Here is a 17,649-nt window from a genome sequence, read left to right as displayed (position 1 = left end):
GTTTCCCGAATTTTTGGAGAGTTGCAATGAATCCGCATGAACAGTTTCGCGAAGAAGTAAAAGCCAACATCGAAGGCCTGCAGAACGACAAGGCCCTGCAAACCGAGTCCCTGGACTGGGTCGGCACCACGGCCAGACACAAGTACACCTACAACTTCAGCTGGATGGGCCGGCCGATCATTCAGTTCCCGCAGGACATGGTCGCGATGCAGGAAATCATCTGGAACCTGCGTCCGGACGTGATCGTCGAGACGGGCATCGCCCACGGCGGTTCGCTGGTGTTTTACGCCTCGATCCTGGAACTGATCGGCCACGGCGAAGTACTGGGCATCGACATCGATATCCGCGAGCACAACCGCGAAGCCATCGAAGCGCACCCGATGTTCAAACGCATCAGCATGATCCAGGGTTCGAGCATCGATAGCAGCATCGTCGATCAGGTGCGCGAGCGCGTGCAGGGCAAAAAAGTGCTGGTAGTGCTGGACTCCAACCATACCCACGAGCACGTCCTCGAAGAGCTGCGCCTTTACGCACCACTGGTGTCGGTGGGCAGCTATTGCGTGGTCATGGACACCGTCGTTGAAGACATGCCGGCCGATGCCTTCCCGGATCGTCCGTGGGGCAAGGGTGACAACCCGAAAACCGCGGTGTGGGCTTACCTGGAAGAGAACGGCGATTTCGAGATCGATCAGTCGATCCACAGCAAATTGCTGATCACTGTCGCGCCGGATGGTTATCTGCGTCGCGTGCGTTAATCGACAAACAACGATGGGTTTTCGGCGACGCGCCGTTTGTGGGGAATATATGCAAGGCAAGAACATTTCAGGAACCGATCTGGCACTCAACGATCAGTTGACCGTTGTGCTGATCTCTCACGAACGCCCGGCGTTTCTGCGTAGAGCCATTCGCTTTTACAGCAGCCTGCCGTGCAGAATTCTGGTGCTCGATTCATCGGCGGTGGCGCTGACGGGCATCCCTGAGGAATTCACCCGCGTGGATTATCAGCACTTGCCGCAGTTCGGCTACTGGGGTATTCGCGCCAAGCTGGCTTACGGTGTCGAGCAACTGCAAACGCCTTACATGGTGTTTGCCGCCGACGATGACTTCCTGGTGCATGACGCCCTGTACGAAGCCGTGGCATTCATGGATGCCAACCCTGATTACAGCCTGTGCCATGGCTACAGCCTGATGTATCTGGCATTGGCCAACAGCGTCAATTACTACCGCCGTGACAAGAAAGTCTGCGAAGACTACTCGGCCGATCAGGCCGAGGAGCGTTTGCTTGATTACATGCAACAGTACCTGCCGCCGTTCTATGCCGTGCAGCGTACGGCGATCCTGCGCGACTGGTACGCCGCCATGCCGCAAGACACGATCTTCCAGTGGCAGGAAGTCGGTCACACCTGGTACATGCTGGCCCGGGGCAAGGTGCGGATTCTGCCGATCCCGTATGTCGTGCGCGAAATCAACTACGAGCAGTCCGATCACAACACCGAGATCTATCACACGCTGGCCTATATGGATGGCAAGAGCGTGGCCGGGCGCGAAGCGTTTGCCGAGTTCCTCGCGTCATTGCCGACCCAGCTCCAGCATCAGGATCCAGAGCAGGGCAAACAGTTTGCGCTGAAGAGTTTTGCCACGCTGGCCGAAAGCCTGCGGACCTACCGGGCACTCACCGCCGAGTTGATCTTCGAGTCGACCTGGATCGATATCGAGACCGGCCCGCAGCGTCGGTTCGGGCCGAAGCAATACGTGGAAATGCCGTTCTATAACCAGGTGTTTTTCGATCAACTGACGCAATTCGAGTTTCTGTTGCACGCGATGCCGGCCGGACGCGTTCAGCTCAAAGAGCTGGAAGGCATTTGGGCTCGCCAGCAGAGCCTGATGCTGGCACGCAACAATGACACCCCGGAAAGCGTGCTCGACCGCTTGTGGCAGGCGCACGACGCCAACGTGTTCAATCGCGCGGTGATCAAGCAACTGCTCGTGCAATTGCAACCGCTGGACGAGGAAGACGACGCGCCAGTGCTGCGCGATTGGGTCGCGCGTCTGGACGCGGTGTTGCTCGAAGGGCATCAGCCGACATTCGCCAAAATGCTCACCGGACGTCTGCTCGAGTGGCTCGCCGCGCGTGCGCCGGATACCGAGCAGGCCGCGGCGATTGCCCGTCACCTGGCAGACAATGCCGGTGGTCCGCAGTTCGGCATCTTCCTGCTCGATCTGGACAACGACATCGACAAGTTGCAAATCTCTCTGGACAGCTTGCTCGAAGGCCACAGCAAAGCCTTCAAGGTCGTGGTGTTCACCACCGGTGAGCCGCCGGCGGCAACCACGGCACAAAATACCCTGCACTTTGTGCGAGTGACCCAAGGCAACTTCGTCGACAAGCTCAACCAGAGCGTTAATCAATCGACCTGCGACTGGCTGCTGCTGGTTGAGGCGGGTGAAGAATTCACGGCTGCCGGCCTGTTGCGTGCCGGCCTGGAATTGATGGCTGCGCCAGGTGTACGGGCGGTTGCCACGGATGAAATCCAGCGCCAGGAAAACGGGGCGCTGGTGGATATGTTCCGCCCGGGCTTCAACCTGGACCTGCTGCAAAGCGTTCCGTCACTGATGGCTCGGCACTGGCTGATTCGTCGCGAAGTGTTGACTGGGCTCGGCGGTTATCAGGCCGATTTCAGCAAGGCGCTGGAGCTGGATGTGCTGCTGCGCATCATCGAGGAGGGTGGCCTCGACGGTCTGGCCCATCTCGATGAGCCCTTGCTGATCACCCGGGCGCCGGTGCTGGAAGAAAACCCTCACGAACGTCAGGCGCTGCTGCGCCACTTGGGCAATCGTGGTTACAAGGCTCAGGTCACTTCGACGCAGCCTGGCACCTGGCAGATTGACTATCGTCATGCCGAGCGGCCGCTGGTCTCGGTGATTGTCGCCGCTGGCGACGATCTTGCCGCCTTGAAACGCTGCCTGGATGGCGTGCTGCTCAGAACCCGTTACACCCGCTATGAGCTGTTGATTGCGGTCAACCCGAACTCGTCGGCCGAGGTCAACGACTGGTTGGCAACGCTGCGCAACGGCAAAGTGCGGGTACTGCATGCTGATCGCCCGCTCGATCAAGTGGCACTGTGCAACGCGGCCAGCGAGCAGGCGCAGGGCGAATATCTGGTGCTGCTGGCCACCGACAGTGAAGTGGTCAACCCGAACTGGATCGAGTCGCTGCTCAATCACGCCCAGCGTCCCGAGGTCGGCATCGTTGGTGCCAAACTGGTGGACCGCGACGGCAAGATCTCCCAGGCAGGTTTGATTCTCGGGTTGAACGACGGGGTGGCTTCGGCCTTCATCGGCGAGAAACACGCGAGCGAGGGTTACATGCAGCGCCTGGCGGTCGAGCAGAACTATTCGGCGGTGTCGAAGGCCTGCCTGATGGTGCGCAAGGACTTGTTCGAAGCGCTGGGTGGCCTGGACGACGTGACCTTCGCCGCCGGCTTCAGCGATGTCGATCTGTGCCTCAAGGCCGGGCAGGCCGGTTACCTCACTGTGTGGACGCCGCTGGTGCAGGTCTTGCACACCGGCGAGTTGCCGCAGGCCCCTGAAGCACTGGCGGCATTGCGTGAGAAGTGGAGCGCGGCGTTTGCCCAGGATCCGGCGTACAACGCCAACCTGGCGCTGACCGGCAAAGGTTTTACCCTGGGTGAAAGTGCCCCGATCAATTGGGCGCAATTGCTCGGCTAAGCCTGGCGAACAGGACACAGGAATTCAGACATGTTCAACGGTAAATCGATTTTCATCTCCGGTGGCACCGGCTCGTTCGGGCGCAAATTCATCGCCCGCCTGCTGGAGCAATACCAGCCCAAGCGCGTGGTGGTGTTTTCCCGTGATGAACTGAAGCAGTATGAAATGCAGCAGACGTTCAACGCGCCATGCATGCGTTACTTCATCGGTGACGTGCGCGACGCCGATCGCCTGCGTCAGGCCATGCGCGGCATCGACTACGTCGTGCATGCCGCCGCACTGAAGCAAGTGCCGGCGGCGGAATACAACCCGACCGAATGCATTCGCACCAACGTCAATGGCGCGGAGAACATCATCGCCGCCGCCATCGACAATGGCGTGAAAAAAGTCGTCGCGTTGTCCACCGACAAGGCAGCCAGCCCGATCAACCTGTACGGCGCGACCAAGTTGCTCTCGGACAAGTTGTTCGTCGCCGCCAACAACATTGCCGGCGAGCAGCCAACCCGGTTTGCCGTGGTGCGTTACGGCAATGTAGCGGGTTCGCGCGGTTCGGTAGTGCCGTTCTTCAACAAGCTGATCGCCGACGGCGCGCAGGAGTTGCCGATCACCGACGAGCGCATGACGCGGTTCTGGATCTCCCTCGACCACGGCGTGCAATTCGTCCTCGACAGCTTTGCGCGGATGCACGGCGGTGAAGTATTCGTGCCGAAGATTCCGTCGATCCGCATCGTCGATCTGGCGCGCGGCATGGCTGAACATCTGCCGCACAAGAACGTCGGCATTCGTCCCGGTGAAAAACTGCATGAGTTGATGGTGCCGCTGGACGATGCGCGGATGACCCTCGAGTTTGCGGATCACTACACCATCCAGCCGTCGATTCGCTTTACCAGCGTCGACGTCGATTTTGCCGTCGACAATCTTGGCGAGCAGGGGCGCGCCGTGAGCGAAGATTTCGAATACCGCTCCGACACCAATCCGCATTTCCTCTCGGTCGGGCAGATCGCCGACCTGCACGCGAAGCTCTCGGTATGATTCCCTACGGTCGGCAAAGCGTCGATCAGGCAGACATCGACGCCGTCGTCGACGTGCTGCAGTCGGACTGGCTGACCCAGGGGCCGAGCATCGAGCGTTTCGAGCAGGCGATGGCCGAGCGTTGCCAGGCCGACTTCGCCGTCGCGGTGTGCAACGCCACGGCGGCGCTGCACATTGCTTGCCTGGCGGCAGGCCTGGGGCCGGGTGATCGGTTGTGGACGACGCCCAACACCTTTCTCGCCTCGGCCAACTGTGGACGTTATTGCGGTGCCGAGGTTGATTTTGTCGACATCGATCCGCTGACCTGGAACCTCGATGCCTTCGCCCTCGCCGCGAAACTCGAGCAGGCCGAGCAGGACGGCGCCTTGCCGAAAGTGCTGGTGGCGGTGGCGTTCTCCGGGCAAAGCTGCGACATGCGCAGGATTGCCGAGCTGGCCGAGCGCTACAACTTCACGGTGATCGAAGATGCGTCGCACGCGGTCGGTGCGTCCTATGCCGGGCGTCCGGTCGGCTGTGGCCAATTCGCGGCGATGACGGTGTTCAGTTTCCACCCGGTGAAGATCATCACCAGCGCCGAGGGCGGTATGGTCTTGACCCATCGCCCGGAGCTGGCCGAGCGCCTGCAACGCCTGCGCTGCCACGGCATGACCCGCGATCCGCAGCAGATGAGCGAGCCGAGCCACGGCCCGTGGTACTACGAGCAGATCGAGCTGGGCTTCAATTATCGGATCACCGATCTGCAGGCTGCGCTGGGTTTGTCGCAACTGGGCAAACTCGACGACTTCATCGCCCGTCGTCGCGAACTGGCGGCGCGTTACGATCGTCTGCTGGCGTATTTGCCGGTGACGTTGCCCAGCCTTCAACCTGAGGCAGAGTCGGCTTGGCATCTGTATGTGATCCGTTTGCAGACCGATCGCATCAGCCTCAGCCACCGTCAGGTGTTTGAGGGCTTGCGCAGTGCCGGTATTGGCGTGAATCTGCATTACATTCCTGTGCACTTGCAGCCCTACTACCGCGACCTGGGTTTCGCCGAGGGCGATTTCCCCGAAGCCGAGCGGTATTACGCCGAGGCGATCAGCCTGCCGCTGTTTCCGCTGTTGAGCGATGAACAACAGGATTACGTGGTCGAGCAATTGCGTCGGCTGACCGAATAACTGCCGCGGTGGCACCGGATGAGTATCTGCAATGCGTTCTTTGAGTGAGCAGGAACAGTTCTGGCAGGGCGACTTCGGTAACCGGTACTTCGAGCGCAATGTCGGGCAACCGCTGGTGGCGGCCAACCTGGCGTTGTTTGCCAAAGCGCTGAGCCGCACCGCAGGTATCGACAGTCTGCTAGAGCTGGGCACCAGCGCCGGGAACAATTTGCAGGCGTTGCATCAACTGCTGCCACGCTGCGAGCTGTTCGGTGTCGAGATCAACGACAACGCCTGTGCGCAGGCACGGACGTTGGGCATTGCCCGCATCTGGCAGGGCTCGCTGTTCGATTTTCCGCGTGAACGCCGCTACGACCTGACGTTGAGCAAAGGCGTGCTGATCCACCTGGCCCCGGAGCTGTTGCCGACGGCTTATACGCAGTTGTATGAGTTGAGCCAGCGCTACATCCTGATCGCCGAGTATTACAATCCGGCGCCGGTGGAAGTGTCCTATCGTGGCAACAGCGGCAAGCTGTTCAAGCGTGATTTCGCCGGCGAAATGCTCGATCGTTATGCCGATCTGCAACTGCTGGATTATGGTTTTGTCTATCACCGCGATCCGCAGTTTCCTGTGGACGATATCACCTGGTTTCTGTTGGAAAAACGCCCTTGAGCAACGTCGCAATTATCCCGGCCCGTGGTGGCAGCAAACGCATTGCGCGCAAGAATCTCTTGCCGTTCGATGGCGTGCCGATGCTGGTCCGTTCGATCCGCACGGCGCTGGATTCAGGTTTGTTTGAGCAGGTGGTGGTCAGCACCGACGATGCCGAGATTGCCGACGTGGCGCGAGCGCACGGTGCGCAGGTGCCCTTCATGCGTCCGGCGGCGCTGGCCGATGACTTCACCGGCACCGCGGCGGTGATCGTGCACGCCTTGCAGCAACTGCCGACCTTCGATTACGCCTGTTGCGTGTATGCCACGGCGCCGCTGTTGCAGGCACGTTATCTGCGCCAGGGTATCGAGTTGCTCGACCACCATCCAGACAAGTCCTTCGCGTTCTCCGTCTGCGGTTTTGGTTTTCCGGTGCAGCGTGCACTGACACTGGATGCGCAGGGCGCCTTGACTGCTTTGTATCCCGAATTTCGCCAGACCCGCTCCCAGGACCTGCCCGAAGCCTTTCAGGACGCCGGCCAGTTTTACTGGGGGCGCAGTGAAGCGTGGTTGCGTGGCGAAGTGCTCTATTCGCCCGCCAGTCTGCCGGTGATTCTGCCCCGTCATCTGGTGCAGGACATCGACACCGTTGAAGACTGGAAACGCGCCGAATACCTTTACGCCGCGCTCAAGGCCGGTGGAGAGTTGCAATGAGAGTTTTGATTCGTGCCGACGCCTCGCCCACCATCGGCAGCGGCCACATTGCCCGCTGTCTGACACTGGCGCGAGTGTTACGCGGGCAGGGCAGCCACGTCGCGTTTGCTTGCCGGCGTCTGCCGGGCCATCGCCTTGATGCCTTGCGCGCCGAGGGCTTCGAGACATTTGCGCTGCCCGAGCGCTATGCCGCTGAAGACCCGCAGCAAGCCATCGAATCGATGCTGCCGTGGCAGGCCGACATTGACGCGTTGGGCATGCAGCTTGAAGGTCAGGCCGAGTTTGACTGGATTATCGTTGACCACTACGGCCTCGATCATCACTGGCAAACGGCTGCTCGGCAGTGGGCGCCATGGATTGCGGCAGTGGATGATCTTGCCACGCGGCGCTACAGCGTCGATCTGTTGCTCAATCAGAATCTCTCGGGCCTGCACGAAAATTATCAGCCGCTGCTGCCTGAAGGGTGCCGCACCTTGCTCGGCCCGCGCTATGCCATGTTGCGTGAAGAATTCAGTTGCCCGGCCATCGAGATCAAACACCGGGCCCAACGGGTATTGGTCAACTTCGGCGGTTTCGATGCCGCGCGGCAAACCCATCACGCGATGCTCGCGCTGGCCGATTTTACCGGGTTGCAGGTGGACTTCGTCGCTGGCGCCGATAATCCGGCATGGGCGCAGATGCAAGCGCTGGCCGAGATACGGCCGAACTGGCGTCTGCACAGTTTTGTCAGCGACTTCTACCAGCGCATGACCGAGGCTGATCTGTTTATCGGCGCCGGGGGCGGCACCAGTTGGGAGCGGGCGGCGATGGGGCTGCCGACGATCTGTATTGCTGTGTCGAACAACCAGCAGGCCAACGGCGAAGTCATGGCGGCAGCCGGCGCGCATGTGTTCATGGGCGCCCGCGAGCAGGTCAGTGTCGAGCAGTTGCGCGACGCCATCGGCTTTGTCACCGGTAATCATTATTTACGCCAGAGCCTGGCCGAACGCTCGCGACAACTGGTCGACGGACGCGGTGCCGAGCGTGTCGCGGCGGCACTCGCCGGTGCCGTGCTGAAGGTGCGCGCAGCGACCCTGGACGATGCGCAGTTGCTGTTCGATGGACGCAATGCTGAAACGGTACGGCGCTGGTCGCTGGACACCGGCGTGATCGATTGGCCGCAGCACCTGAACTGGCTGACGGCGAGCTTGCGCAATCCGCAGCGCCTGCTGCTCATCGCCGAGGCGGACGACGGCGCGGTCGGCGTTGTGCGTTATGACCTGCGCGGGTTTGCAGCCGAAGTCTCGATCTACTTGCTCGAGCGGCGGATGGGCCTGGGGTGGGGCCGGGCGCTGTTGGCCCGTGGCGAGGCATTGGTTGTCGCGCACTGGCCGCAACTGCAGGTCATCACCGCTCAGGTGTTGCCGGACAACCGTCCCTCATTGAATGTGTTTCGTGACGCCGGGTTCACTCAGAGTGCCTGTGCGTTCACCCGTGTTTTGAAGGATCACCCGCATGACTAGTTTCAAGATCGGCAACCGCTTGATCGGCGCCGACGCGCCACCCTTCATCATCGCCGAGATGAGCGGTAACCATAACCAGTCACTGGACCTCGCCCTGCAAATTGTCGAGGCAGCGGCCAAGGCCGGGGCGCATGCGCTGAAGCTGCAAACCTACACCGCCGAAACCATGACCCTGGATCTGGCTGAAGGCGAATTCTTCATCAAGGATCCAGGCAGTCTGTGGGCCGGTACGTCGCTTTACGATCTGTACGAGAAGGCCCACACGCCATGGGAATGGCACGCGCCGATTTTCGCCAGGGCCAAGGAACTGGGCATGCTCGCCTTCTCGACGCCATTTGATGACTCGGCGGTGGACTTTCTCGAAAGTCTCGACGTGCCGGCGTACAAGATCGCCAGTTTCGAAAACACCGATTTGCCGTTGATCCGCCGTGTGGCGGCGACTGGCAAACCACTGATCATTTCCACCGGCATGGCCAGCATTGCCGAGCTGGATGAGGCCGTGCGTGCCGCGCGCGAAGCCGGTTGCAAGGATCTGGTGCTGCTCAAGTGCACCAGCACGTACCCGGCCACGCCGCTCAACAGCAACGTGAGCACCATCCCCCATCTGCGCGAATTGTTCGGCTGCGAAGTGGGGCTGTCGGATCATTCGATGGGTGTAGGCGTGTCGGTGGCCGCCGTGGCGCTCGGTGCGACGGTGGTGGAAAAACACTTCACCCTCGACCGTTCAGCAGGTGGCGTCGATGCCAGTTTCTCTCTGGAGCCGGCGGAAATGGCCAGCCTGGTGGTGGAAACCGAACGCGCCTGGCAAGCCATGGGCCAGGTGCATTACGGCGTGACAGAGGCCGAACGCAAGTCGCTGGTCTATCGTCGTTCGCTGTACGTCACCGCCGACATGGCCGCCGGTGAGGCCTTTTCCCGGGACAATCTGCGCGCTATCCGTCCCGGCCTCGGTCTGCCGCCCAAGCACACCGACGCGGTTCTCGGCCGCCGTGCCCGCGCGCCGATCAAGCGCGGCACGCCGCTGGACTGGTCACTGGTCGAATAAACCGATCTGCACCGATTCGGCAAAATAGCGTGACCTGCGAGTCATAACGCGCATCTTCACTGTATTGTATTGATCGGGGAGATGGCGCCTGGCTCGTTTTCGATTCCAGTGATAGCCCTTTGCGCTCCCCGTGGCTGCCCGTTGTGGCGGCCGTTTTCTGTTTGTCGGCGCCCCTCGAAATCCTTGCGAGCGGTGGTCTTGGGCTGTTTTTTATTGGGAAGCCGTAATGATTGGCATAAAAAGCATTGCGAGCTACGTTCCTGTAGCCGGCGTGGACAATTACGCACAAGGTGCAAAATTCGAGAAGGATGAAGAGTTCATCCTTGGCAAGATCGGCTCGGCGTTCCTGCCGCGCAAAGACGCTGAACAGGAAACCTCCGATCTGTGCGTGGAAGCGGCCAATGCGCTGTTTGCCAGCAACCCTGGACTGAAACGTGAATCGATCGACGCGCTGATCGTCGTCACCCAGAACGGTGACGAAGAAGGCCTGCCGCACACCGCCGCGATCGTGCAGGACAAACTCGGTCTGCCGACCAACGTGGCGGCGTTCGACATTTCCCTGGGCTGCTCCGGTTATGTGTACGGCATCTACGCGATCAAGGGCTTCATGGAAGCCGCCGGCCTGAAGAACGGCCTGCTGATCACCGCTGACCCGTATTCGAAAATCGTCGATCCGGAAGACCGCAACACCACCATGCTGTTCGGCGATGCCGCCACCGCAACGTGGATGGGTGAAGATCCGAGCTGGGCGCTGGGCAAGGCCAAGTTCGGCACTGACGGCTCCGGCGCTCCGCACCTGAAAGTCACCGATGGCGTGTTCTTCATGAACGGTCGTCAGGTGTTCAACTTTGCATTGCTGAAAGTACCGGCGCACCTGCATGAGCTGCTCGATGATTCGGGCCTCAAGGCTGACGACATTGATGCGTTCTGCATTCACCAGGGCAGCGCGGCAATTGTCGATGCCGTGGCGCGACGTTTCGAAGGCGAGCCGGAAAAGTTCATCAAGGACATGGTCGAGACCGGCAACACCGTGTCGTCGAGCATTCCGTTGCTACTGGAAAAACACGTGCTAGATTCCGACTGGCAGCGTATTGCGCTGAGCGGTTTTGGTGTAGGTCTGTCGTGGGGCTCGGCGATTATTTATCGTCCTTGAACCCGGTTTAAAAGCTATAGATACAAAAATAGCGCTCAAAGGTTAACCTTTGAGCGCTATTTTTTTGCCTGAAAGGGAGTGTGAGGCGACATGAGCGAGTTTTTCCAAGCCAACGCCCAAGTGATCCAGCAACGCTGGCCGACGCTGTTTGCACGATTGGTGGCTGAAGACAGTTCGGCCATTCAAGCCGAACTGGTGCAAGGCCTGGGCTCTACGCTGAGCGTGGACGGGATTCAACTGACCAGTCGCCACGACCGGATCCACGAGGCCCGCGTCCAGGCGGCCAGCCTGCCGCAAAAGCCGCGATTGCACGTCTACGGCACCGGCCTTGGAGACTTGCCGTCGGTGTTGCTTGAGCGGGCCGATCTTGAGCGGTTGTACGTGCACATCCTCAACGGCGCCTTGTTTGCATTGGTTCTGCAGTTGCTCGACCAGCGGCAATGGCTGGAAGACCCCAAAGTGGAACTGATGTATGCCGGCGATCATGCGGATATCTACACGCCGTTTTTTGCGCTGCCCGCCGAAATGCTCCTGGCCGATGACTTCAGCGCGAAGATTCGTGATCGGCTGGTCAATGAAGTCCACCTGAGTTTCAACAATCGCGAGTTCGATCCGCAATCGCCGGCGATCCAGCAGCGCTTGCGCGATAGCCTGGAGGTGCTGCTGGCCGATGATGACGTGGCGCAACTGTTTGGCACCTGCAGCGGCCGCGAAATCTATGTGATCGGCACCGGGCCGAGCCTGGAAAGCCATTTTGAACGGCTGGCGGCGGTGCGCGCTCAGGCCGAGCGGCCGCTGTTCATTTGCGTCGACACGGCTTATCGGCCGTTGCGTCAGCACGGGATCATTCCCGATCTGGTGGTGACGATCGATCAGTTGATCAGCTTTCGGCATCTGCCTTTCGAGGCCTCCGACGGCATCCCGCTGGTGTACCTGCCGATGAGCTCGCCGCAGGTGTTGAGGGCCTGGAAGGGCAAGCGGTATGGCGCCTATACCGCCAGCCCGATCTACGCCACGTTGCGTGATCAGCACCCTCGGGCCGAATTGCATGCCGGCGGCAGCGTGATCCACCCCGCGGTGGACCTGGCGGTGAAAATGGGCGGCACGCGCATCACCCTGTTCGGCGCCGACTTTGCCTTCCCGATGAACAAGACACATGCCGGATGGGACGATGGCGACCTGGGCCCGGCCCTGGAGCAGGCGCGGCACTGGGTCCATGACGGCAATGGCGAACGGGTCAGGACGCAGCTGAATTTTCGTGGCTACCTGTGTGTGCTGGAGCGTTATATCGCGCGGCACCCAGAGGTCAGCTTCCTCAACAGCAGTCGGGCAGGGGCGATGATCGTGGGCACGCAGTTCAATCCGGAGTTTGTGCAATGAGTGCGCAGGTGACGTGCATCAGCGCATGTCGGCAATGCGCCGGCTTGTTTCGTTTGGGGCGGGATGTTGAAGCGGCGCTGATCATGGTCGAAGTATTCGACGAGGCGCAGCGCTTGGTTTCGCTCGCCCGTGTGGATGTCCAGCAGTCGTGGACACAAGTCCTGACAAACATTCTGGCGTGTCAGGAACGCCAGGATTGGTTGGGGCTTGCTGATTTCATCGAGTATGAACTGATTGAATTGCTGGAAAGTGCGCAGCGCTGAAGGGGGACCGACGGCTCTGGCACAGGGCTTGATGCTGCGGGCAGTTTTATGGCGTCATTTTTACGTGGGTGGGGGCGCGCTAAGCCTTTGTTTTTTTGGGAGTGGCAGGGTGATGGCAAATTTTTTTCAAAAAGCCCTCAAGCAACCTGCAAACCCGACGATAACTATTACGAAGGTTCTCTAGGCCATACCCGGCGGTTGCCAGGGCCGGAAGCCGCAGTACCCAACCAACGAGGAATTCGTCATGGCTTTAACAGTAAACACCAACACCACGTCGTTGAACGTTCAGAAAAACCTGAACCGCGCTTCCGACGCTCTGTCGACTTCGATGCAGCGCCTGTCTTCCGGCCTGAAAATCAACAGCGCTAAAGACGACGCCGCTGGCCTGCAGATCGCTACCCGTATGACTTCCCAGATCCGTGGTGGCAACCAGGCGATCCAGAACGCCAACGACGGTATCTCCGTTGCTCAGACCGCTGAAGGCGCTCTGCAAGCTTCGACCGACATTCTGCAGCGTATGCGTGAACTGGCTGTTAAAGCCCGTACCGGTACCAACGGCAGCATCGACCAGAAAGCAACGAACGACGAATTCGCCCAGATGTCGGACGAACTGACCCGTATCTCTGCTTCGACCAACCTGAACGGCAAAAACCTGCTGGACGGTTCGGCTGGTACTGTGACCCTGCAAGTGGGCGCAAACACCGGTTCGGCTAACCACATCGACCTGGTACTGAGCTCCAAGTTCGACGCCGTCAGCCTGTCCGTAGGTAGCGGTACTGTAGTTCTGACCGGTGCAAGCGTATCGGGCGCTGCTGCCAACATCGACAACGCAATCACCGCGATCGACGCTGCAATTGCAACGATCAACAGCACTCGTTCGAGCCTGGGTGCTTCGCAAAACCGTCTGACCAGCACCATCTCCAACCTGCAGAACATCGTTGAGAACACCACCGCTGCACAGGGTCGTGTACAAGACACCGACTTCGCCGCAGAAACTGCTAACCTGACCAAGCAGCAAACTCTGCAGCAGGCTTCGACCTCCGTTCTGGCTCAAGCCAACCAACTGCCTTCCGCTGTACTGAAGCTGCTTCAGTAATTTCGGAACAAGTTTGGGCGGGAGGGTGCGCTGGTCGCGCTCTCTCGCCTTTTTACGTTAGGAGGTGATGAGCATGGACATGAGCGTCAAGCTTAACCAGTCTTATCCGGCTCCCAAGCCAGTCACGCCGGTCGCTGACAAACCGTCAGAGACGCCTAAAGTTGTCAAGGCTGAAGCGCCGGTCGCTGCCAAGAGTCAGGTTACGGACGACGCCAAGCTGAAGCTGGCGGTGCAGGAGATCGAGAAGTTTGTTCAATCGATCAAGCGCAATCTGGAGTTCTCGATCGACGAGCATTCCGGGAAGGTCATCGTCAAGGTGATCGCAAGCGAGACGGGTGAGGTCGTTCGACAGATTCCCTCCGCAGAAGCTCTCAAGCTGGCAGACAGCCTGGCCAATGCAAGCCACGTGTTGTTCGACGCCAAAGTCTGATAGCTGGCATGAATAATGTTTGTCTGTTCTCAGGACGCCTGTAACGGTCAAAAGAATGGCAACAATCTGAAGGGAGATGCACATGGCAAGTCCAATTCTACCGGGTTCCGGACTGGGTTCCGGCCTGGACATCGGTGCGATCGTCACTGCGCTGGTCAATGCTGACAAGGCGCCGAAGCAGACACAGATCGACACCGCGACCAAAGCCAACACGCTGAAGATTTCCGGCGTCGGTTCGCTCAAGAGTGCATTGACCACGTTCCAGACGGCGATGACCAATCTGGGCAGCAAGACCAATCCTGCCTTTGCCGGCTTCACCGCGACTTCGAGCAATACCAATCTGAGCGCGACGTCCGACAGCACCGCAGTGACGGGCAATTACAACGTCGTTGTCAGTCAATTGGCCACTGGCTCGAAAATCGCCAGCGCTTCTTTCGCCGGCGGTGCCGCCAGTGCCATTCCGAGTGGTACCCTGAAAATCAGTCAGAATGGCACTGATTACAATGTCGACATTCCGGCAAATGCCACGTTGCAAACCACCCGCGACGCCATCAACAAGGCTCAGGGCGCCAACGGGATTTCCGCCAACATCGTGACCGACAGCTCCGGTTCTTCGCGCCTGGTGATCAGTTCGAGCAAGACCGGCGAAGGCTCTGACCTCAAAGTCAGCGGTATTGCCGGTCTGGAAATCGATGGCACCCAGAAGATGGGCGCTAGCCCGGCTGCAGGCGCTTCAGGCGCGGTTAACGACGTTGCGGGAAACGCCAAGCTGACCATCGACGGCCTTGAAGTCACCAGCAAAAGCAACACGGTGACCGGTGCTATCAGTGGCTTGACCCTGAACCTGACGACGGTCAGTCCTGTCGTGGGTAACGTTGCGACGCCGACTGTTGTCACCGTGGACGCCAACACCAAAGGTCTGCAGACATCGATTCAGTCGTTCGTCGACGCTTACAACACGTTGAAGACCACCATCGATACGCTGTCCAAGGCGACGCCGGATGCCGATGGCAAGCTGACCGTGCAGGCGGCTTTCACTGGCGACGCGATGCCGCGCGCACTGATTGCCGATATTCGTGAGCAGTTGACGGCAACAGGCGCTGGCGGCCCGTTGTCGGTGCTGTCGCAGTTGGGTGTGATGACCGACCGTGACACCGGTAACCTGAAGTTTGATACCGCTGCTTTCACCAAAACCATGGCGCAGCCAGGCATGACCGGGCAGGTTCAGCAGTTGTTCACCGGCACCGACGACAGCAATGGCCTGCTGACACGTATGAGCAAGGTGGTTGATCCGTATCTCAAGCCGCCAGCGGGTAGCATTAACGGCGTCGGCTTGCTTGATCAGCGCATGGCCATTCTCACTAAAAACACCAGAAACCTGACCGACCAGCAAGCGGCGCTGGACCTGCGTGTCGAGAACCTGACCAAGACGTTGACTGCCAAGTACAACGCCATGGACTTGCTGGTAGGGCAGATGAAGGCGACGGCGAGCAACATCACGTCGTTCTTCAGCTCGCTGAACGCTCAGCAGTCCGCGAAGTAACAGGCAGGCACGACAAAAACCCGGCTACGCTTTATCGGCGTGTGCCGGGTTTTTGTCTTTTTGATCTAAAGTTCTCTGATTCGTTGGCGATACACTGGTTATACGAGTCAATGTGGCAATGAGGTAGAACATGAATCCGATGTTAGCCCTTCGGCAATACCAGAAAGTCGGCGCACACGCTCAGACGTCCGAAGCGAGCCCGCACCGTCTGGTGCAAATGTTGATGGAAGGTGGTCTGGGGCGTATCGCCGAGGCCAAGGGCGCCATTGAGCGCAAGGATATTGCTGCCAAGTGCACGGCTATCAGCAAAGCTGTTGGCATCATTGGCGGCTTGTGTGAAGGTCTGGATCTGGAAAACAGTGCCGATTCGGTGGCTGAACTCAACCAGCTCTACATCTACATGATGAAGCGACTGGCCGAAGCCAACATCAAGAGTGATCCGAAGATCCTCGACGAAGTGGCCGGTCTGCTGCGCACCGTAAAGGAAGGCTGGGACGGCATCGCTCCACCAGGCCCCCAGTTTTAAGGAGATCGTCATGAGTCTTGTATTGCAGCGAATCGCCGATACCCGGGAAGCATTGGTCACAGCCTTGTCCGAACGCAACTGGGAAGCCATTGGCGAGCTGGATCTGGCTTGCCGTTCCTGCATGGAAGACGTCATGGCTGAAGCGGCGCTGGATGAGGACGCGTTGCGCAACAATCTCGAGGAGCTGCTGCACGTCTATAAAGAGCTTCTTGAGGTGGCGATGGGTGAACGGCAGGCGATAGCCAACGAGATGTCGCAGATCACCCAAGCGCAAAAGGCGGCAAAGGTTTACCATCTGTTTGGTTAATTAACCCCCAGTTAATCCAGACATGTGCGCCATAAATTTGACTGTGCACGGTTTTTTGACTTAACTAGTGGCTGTTTTCAGATTTCAGGCGTCTACAGGCACATGGTGTCCTGCAAGCGTCTCGCTTGCCCCTTATTTTGGGCATTGAGTTGACTAGGGAAGTTGCTATTGCATGTGGCGTGAAACCAAAATTCTGCTGATCGATGACGATAGCGTCCGCCGCCGCGACCTGGCGGTGATTCTAAATTTTCTCGGCGAAGAAAATTTACCCTGCGGCAGCCATGACTGGCAGCAGGCAGTCGGCTCTTTGTCGTCTAGTCGTGAGGTCATTTGCGTACTGATCGGGACCGTTAATGCTCCTGGTGCGCTTTTGGGCTTGCTAAAGACACTCTCAACCTGGGATGAGTTCCTTCCGGTTTTGTTGATGGGCGATAATTCTTCCGTTGACTTGCCTGAAGACCAGCGCCGCCGCGTGCTTTCGACCCTCGAAATGCCGCCCAGCTACAGCAAATTGCTCGACTCCCTGCACCGTGCCCAGGTCTATCGCGAGATGTATGACCAGGCCCGCGAGCGCGGCCGTCATCGCGAACCCAATCTGTTCCGCAGCCTCGTCGGCACCAGCCGGGCGATCCAGCACGTGCGCCAGATGATGCAGCAAGTGGCCGACACCGACGCCAGCGTGCTGATCCTCGGCGAGTCCGGGACCGGCAAGGAAGTGGTTGCGCGTAACCTGCATTACCATTCCAAGCGTCGCGATGCGCCATTCGTTCCGGTCAACTGCGGGGCGATCCCGGCAGAGCTGCTCGAAAGCGAATTGTTCGGCCATGAAAAGGGCGCCTTCACCGGCGCGATCACCAGCCGTGCCGGCCGTTTCGAGCTGGCCAACGGCGGTACGCTGTTCCTCGACGAAATCGGCGACATGCCGCTGCCGATGCAGGTCAAGCTGCTGCGCGTTTTGCAGGAACGCACCTTCGAGCGCGTGGGCAGCAACAAGACCCAGAGCGTCGACGTGCGCATCATCGCCGCGACCCACAAGAATCTCGAAAGCATGATCGAGATCGGCACCTTCCGCGAACCCAATCTGTTCCGCAGCCTCGTCGGCACCAGCCGGGCGATCCAGCACGTGCGCCAGATGATGCAGCAAG

Annotated in this window: 17 protein-coding genes; all 17 read left to right on the top strand. The window is 59.5% G+C overall.

Annotation, left to right across the window (positions count from 1 at the left end; translation table 11 throughout):
• The first annotated feature begins 26 nt into the window (after positions 1-26).
• Entirely contained in the window at positions 27-755 is a 729-nt protein-coding gene (locus ACIF4X_RS26470; protein WP_397484338.1) for a cephalosporin hydroxylase family protein, read from the top strand.
• A gap of 49 nt (positions 756-804) precedes the next feature.
• Positions 805-3,729: a TIGR00180 family glycosyltransferase gene (locus tag ACIF4X_RS26465; RefSeq protein ID WP_397484337.1), complete on the top strand. Its 2,925-nt coding sequence runs from the start codon at positions 805-807 to the stop codon at positions 3,727-3,729.
• 30 nt (positions 3,730-3,759) lie between these two features.
• Entirely contained in the window at positions 3,760-4,761 is a 1,002-nt protein-coding gene (gene pseB, locus ACIF4X_RS26460) for a UDP-N-acetylglucosamine 4,6-dehydratase (inverting) (protein WP_397484336.1), read from the top strand.
• Positions 4,758-5,915: a UDP-4-amino-4,6-dideoxy-N-acetyl-beta-L-altrosamine transaminase gene (gene pseC / locus ACIF4X_RS26455; protein ID WP_397484335.1), complete on the top strand. Its 1,158-nt coding sequence runs from the start codon at positions 4,758-4,760 to the stop codon at positions 5,913-5,915. Before pseB ends, pseC begins: the two co-directional genes overlap by 4 nt.
• 31 nt (positions 5,916-5,946) lie before the next feature.
• Entirely contained in the window at positions 5,947-6,567 is a 621-nt protein-coding gene (locus ACIF4X_RS26450) for a pseudaminic acid biosynthesis-associated methylase (RefSeq protein ID WP_397484334.1), read from the top strand.
• Positions 6,564-7,259, top strand: coding sequence for a pseudaminic acid cytidylyltransferase (gene pseF, locus ACIF4X_RS26445; protein ID WP_397484333.1), 696 nt, complete (start codon positions 6,564-6,566; stop codon positions 7,257-7,259). The genes ACIF4X_RS26450 and pseF overlap by 4 nt, the downstream gene beginning before the upstream one ends.
• Positions 7,256-8,761 carry a UDP-2,4-diacetamido-2,4,6-trideoxy-beta-L-altropyranose hydrolase gene (pseG, locus tag ACIF4X_RS26440; RefSeq protein WP_397484332.1) on the top strand — a complete coding sequence of 502 codons (1,506 nt, stop codon included), beginning with the start codon at positions 7,256-7,258 and terminating at the stop codon, positions 8,759-8,761. Before pseF ends, pseG begins: the two co-directional genes overlap by 4 nt.
• Positions 8,754-9,806, top strand: a complete 1,053-nt coding sequence (gene pseI / locus ACIF4X_RS26435) for a pseudaminic acid synthase (protein ID WP_064119547.1) — start codon at positions 8,754-8,756, stop codon at positions 9,804-9,806. The genes pseG and pseI overlap by 8 nt, the downstream gene beginning before the upstream one ends.
• Positions 9,807-10,032: 226 nt before the next feature.
• Complete coding sequence (locus ACIF4X_RS26430; RefSeq protein WP_322846339.1) at positions 10,033-10,959, top strand: ketoacyl-ACP synthase III; 927 nt, start codon at positions 10,033-10,035, stop codon at positions 10,957-10,959.
• Positions 10,960-11,049: 90 nt separating this feature from the next.
• Positions 11,050-12,339: a motility associated factor glycosyltransferase family protein gene (locus tag ACIF4X_RS26425; protein ID WP_397484331.1), complete on the top strand. Its 1,290-nt coding sequence runs from the start codon at positions 11,050-11,052 to the stop codon at positions 12,337-12,339.
• Complete coding sequence (locus ACIF4X_RS26420) at positions 12,336-12,602, top strand: hypothetical protein (protein ID WP_397484330.1); 267 nt, start codon at positions 12,336-12,338, stop codon at positions 12,600-12,602. The genes ACIF4X_RS26425 and ACIF4X_RS26420 overlap by 4 nt, the downstream gene beginning before the upstream one ends.
• A 244-nt stretch (positions 12,603-12,846) precedes the next feature.
• Positions 12,847-13,698, top strand: a complete 852-nt coding sequence (locus tag ACIF4X_RS26415; protein ID WP_016984295.1) for a flagellin domain-containing protein — start codon at positions 12,847-12,849, stop codon at positions 13,696-13,698.
• A gap of 73 nt (positions 13,699-13,771) precedes the next feature.
• A complete protein-coding gene (locus ACIF4X_RS26410; protein WP_322846342.1) occupies positions 13,772-14,128 on the top strand; it encodes a flagellar protein FlaG in 357 nt (118 codons plus the stop codon).
• Positions 14,129-14,210: 82 nt separating this feature from the next.
• Entirely contained in the window at positions 14,211-15,671 is a 1,461-nt protein-coding gene (fliD, locus tag ACIF4X_RS26405; protein ID WP_397484329.1) for a flagellar filament capping protein FliD, read from the top strand.
• Between the two features lie 130 nt (positions 15,672-15,801).
• Positions 15,802-16,197 (top strand): flagellar export chaperone FliS, encoded by a 396-nt coding sequence (fliS, locus tag ACIF4X_RS26400; protein WP_064119541.1) that lies wholly within the window; start codon positions 15,802-15,804, stop codon positions 16,195-16,197.
• Positions 16,198-16,207: 10 nt separating this feature from the next.
• Entirely contained in the window at positions 16,208-16,504 is a 297-nt protein-coding gene (locus ACIF4X_RS26395; protein WP_064119540.1) for a hypothetical protein, read from the top strand.
• A 172-nt stretch (positions 16,505-16,676) separates the two neighbouring features.
• Positions 16,677-17,649 (top strand): sigma-54-dependent transcriptional regulator (locus ACIF4X_RS26390; RefSeq protein WP_397484328.1); only part of this gene is annotated, 973 nt, incomplete at its 3' end.

It is taken from the genome of Pseudomonas sp. NPDC085632 (assembly GCF_044541255.1).
Lineage (GTDB): Bacteria > Pseudomonadota > Gammaproteobacteria > Pseudomonadales > Pseudomonadaceae > Aquipseudomonas.
This window is presented reverse-complemented; position numbering and strand designations above follow the sequence as displayed.

What these genes read in the sequence shown, in the direction of transcription:
- ACIF4X_RS26415 (WP_016984295.1), top strand. Translation starts at nt 12,847, where the DNA reads ATGGCTTTAACAGTAAACACCAACACCACGTCGTTGAACGTTCAGAAA.
- ACIF4X_RS26470 (WP_397484338.1), top strand. Translation starts at nt 27, where the DNA reads ATGAATCCGCATGAACAGTTTCGCGAAGAAGTAAAAGCCAACATCGAA.
- pseC (WP_397484335.1), top strand. Translation starts at nt 4,758, where the DNA reads ATGATTCCCTACGGTCGGCAAAGCGTCGATCAGGCAGACATCGACGCC.
- ACIF4X_RS26395 (WP_064119540.1), top strand. Translation starts at nt 16,208, where the DNA reads ATGAGTCTTGTATTGCAGCGAATCGCCGATACCCGGGAAGCATTGGTC.
- pseI (WP_064119547.1), top strand. Translation starts at nt 8,754, where the DNA reads ATGACTAGTTTCAAGATCGGCAACCGCTTGATCGGCGCCGACGCGCCA.
- pseB (WP_397484336.1), top strand. Translation starts at nt 3,760, where the DNA reads ATGTTCAACGGTAAATCGATTTTCATCTCCGGTGGCACCGGCTCGTTC.
- fliD (WP_397484329.1), top strand. Translation starts at nt 14,211, where the DNA reads ATGGCAAGTCCAATTCTACCGGGTTCCGGACTGGGTTCCGGCCTGGAC.
- ACIF4X_RS26420 (WP_397484330.1), top strand. Translation starts at nt 12,336, where the DNA reads ATGAGTGCGCAGGTGACGTGCATCAGCGCATGTCGGCAATGCGCCGGC.
- fliS (WP_064119541.1), top strand. Translation starts at nt 15,802, where the DNA reads ATGAATCCGATGTTAGCCCTTCGGCAATACCAGAAAGTCGGCGCACAC.
- ACIF4X_RS26430 (WP_322846339.1), top strand. Translation starts at nt 10,033, where the DNA reads ATGATTGGCATAAAAAGCATTGCGAGCTACGTTCCTGTAGCCGGCGTG.
- pseG (WP_397484332.1), top strand. Translation starts at nt 7,256, where the DNA reads ATGAGAGTTTTGATTCGTGCCGACGCCTCGCCCACCATCGGCAGCGGC.
- ACIF4X_RS26410 (WP_322846342.1), top strand. Translation starts at nt 13,772, where the DNA reads ATGGACATGAGCGTCAAGCTTAACCAGTCTTATCCGGCTCCCAAGCCA.
- ACIF4X_RS26450 (WP_397484334.1), top strand. Translation starts at nt 5,947, where the DNA reads ATGCGTTCTTTGAGTGAGCAGGAACAGTTCTGGCAGGGCGACTTCGGT.
- ACIF4X_RS26425 (WP_397484331.1), top strand. Translation starts at nt 11,050, where the DNA reads ATGAGCGAGTTTTTCCAAGCCAACGCCCAAGTGATCCAGCAACGCTGG.
- ACIF4X_RS26465 (WP_397484337.1), top strand. Translation starts at nt 805, where the DNA reads ATGCAAGGCAAGAACATTTCAGGAACCGATCTGGCACTCAACGATCAG.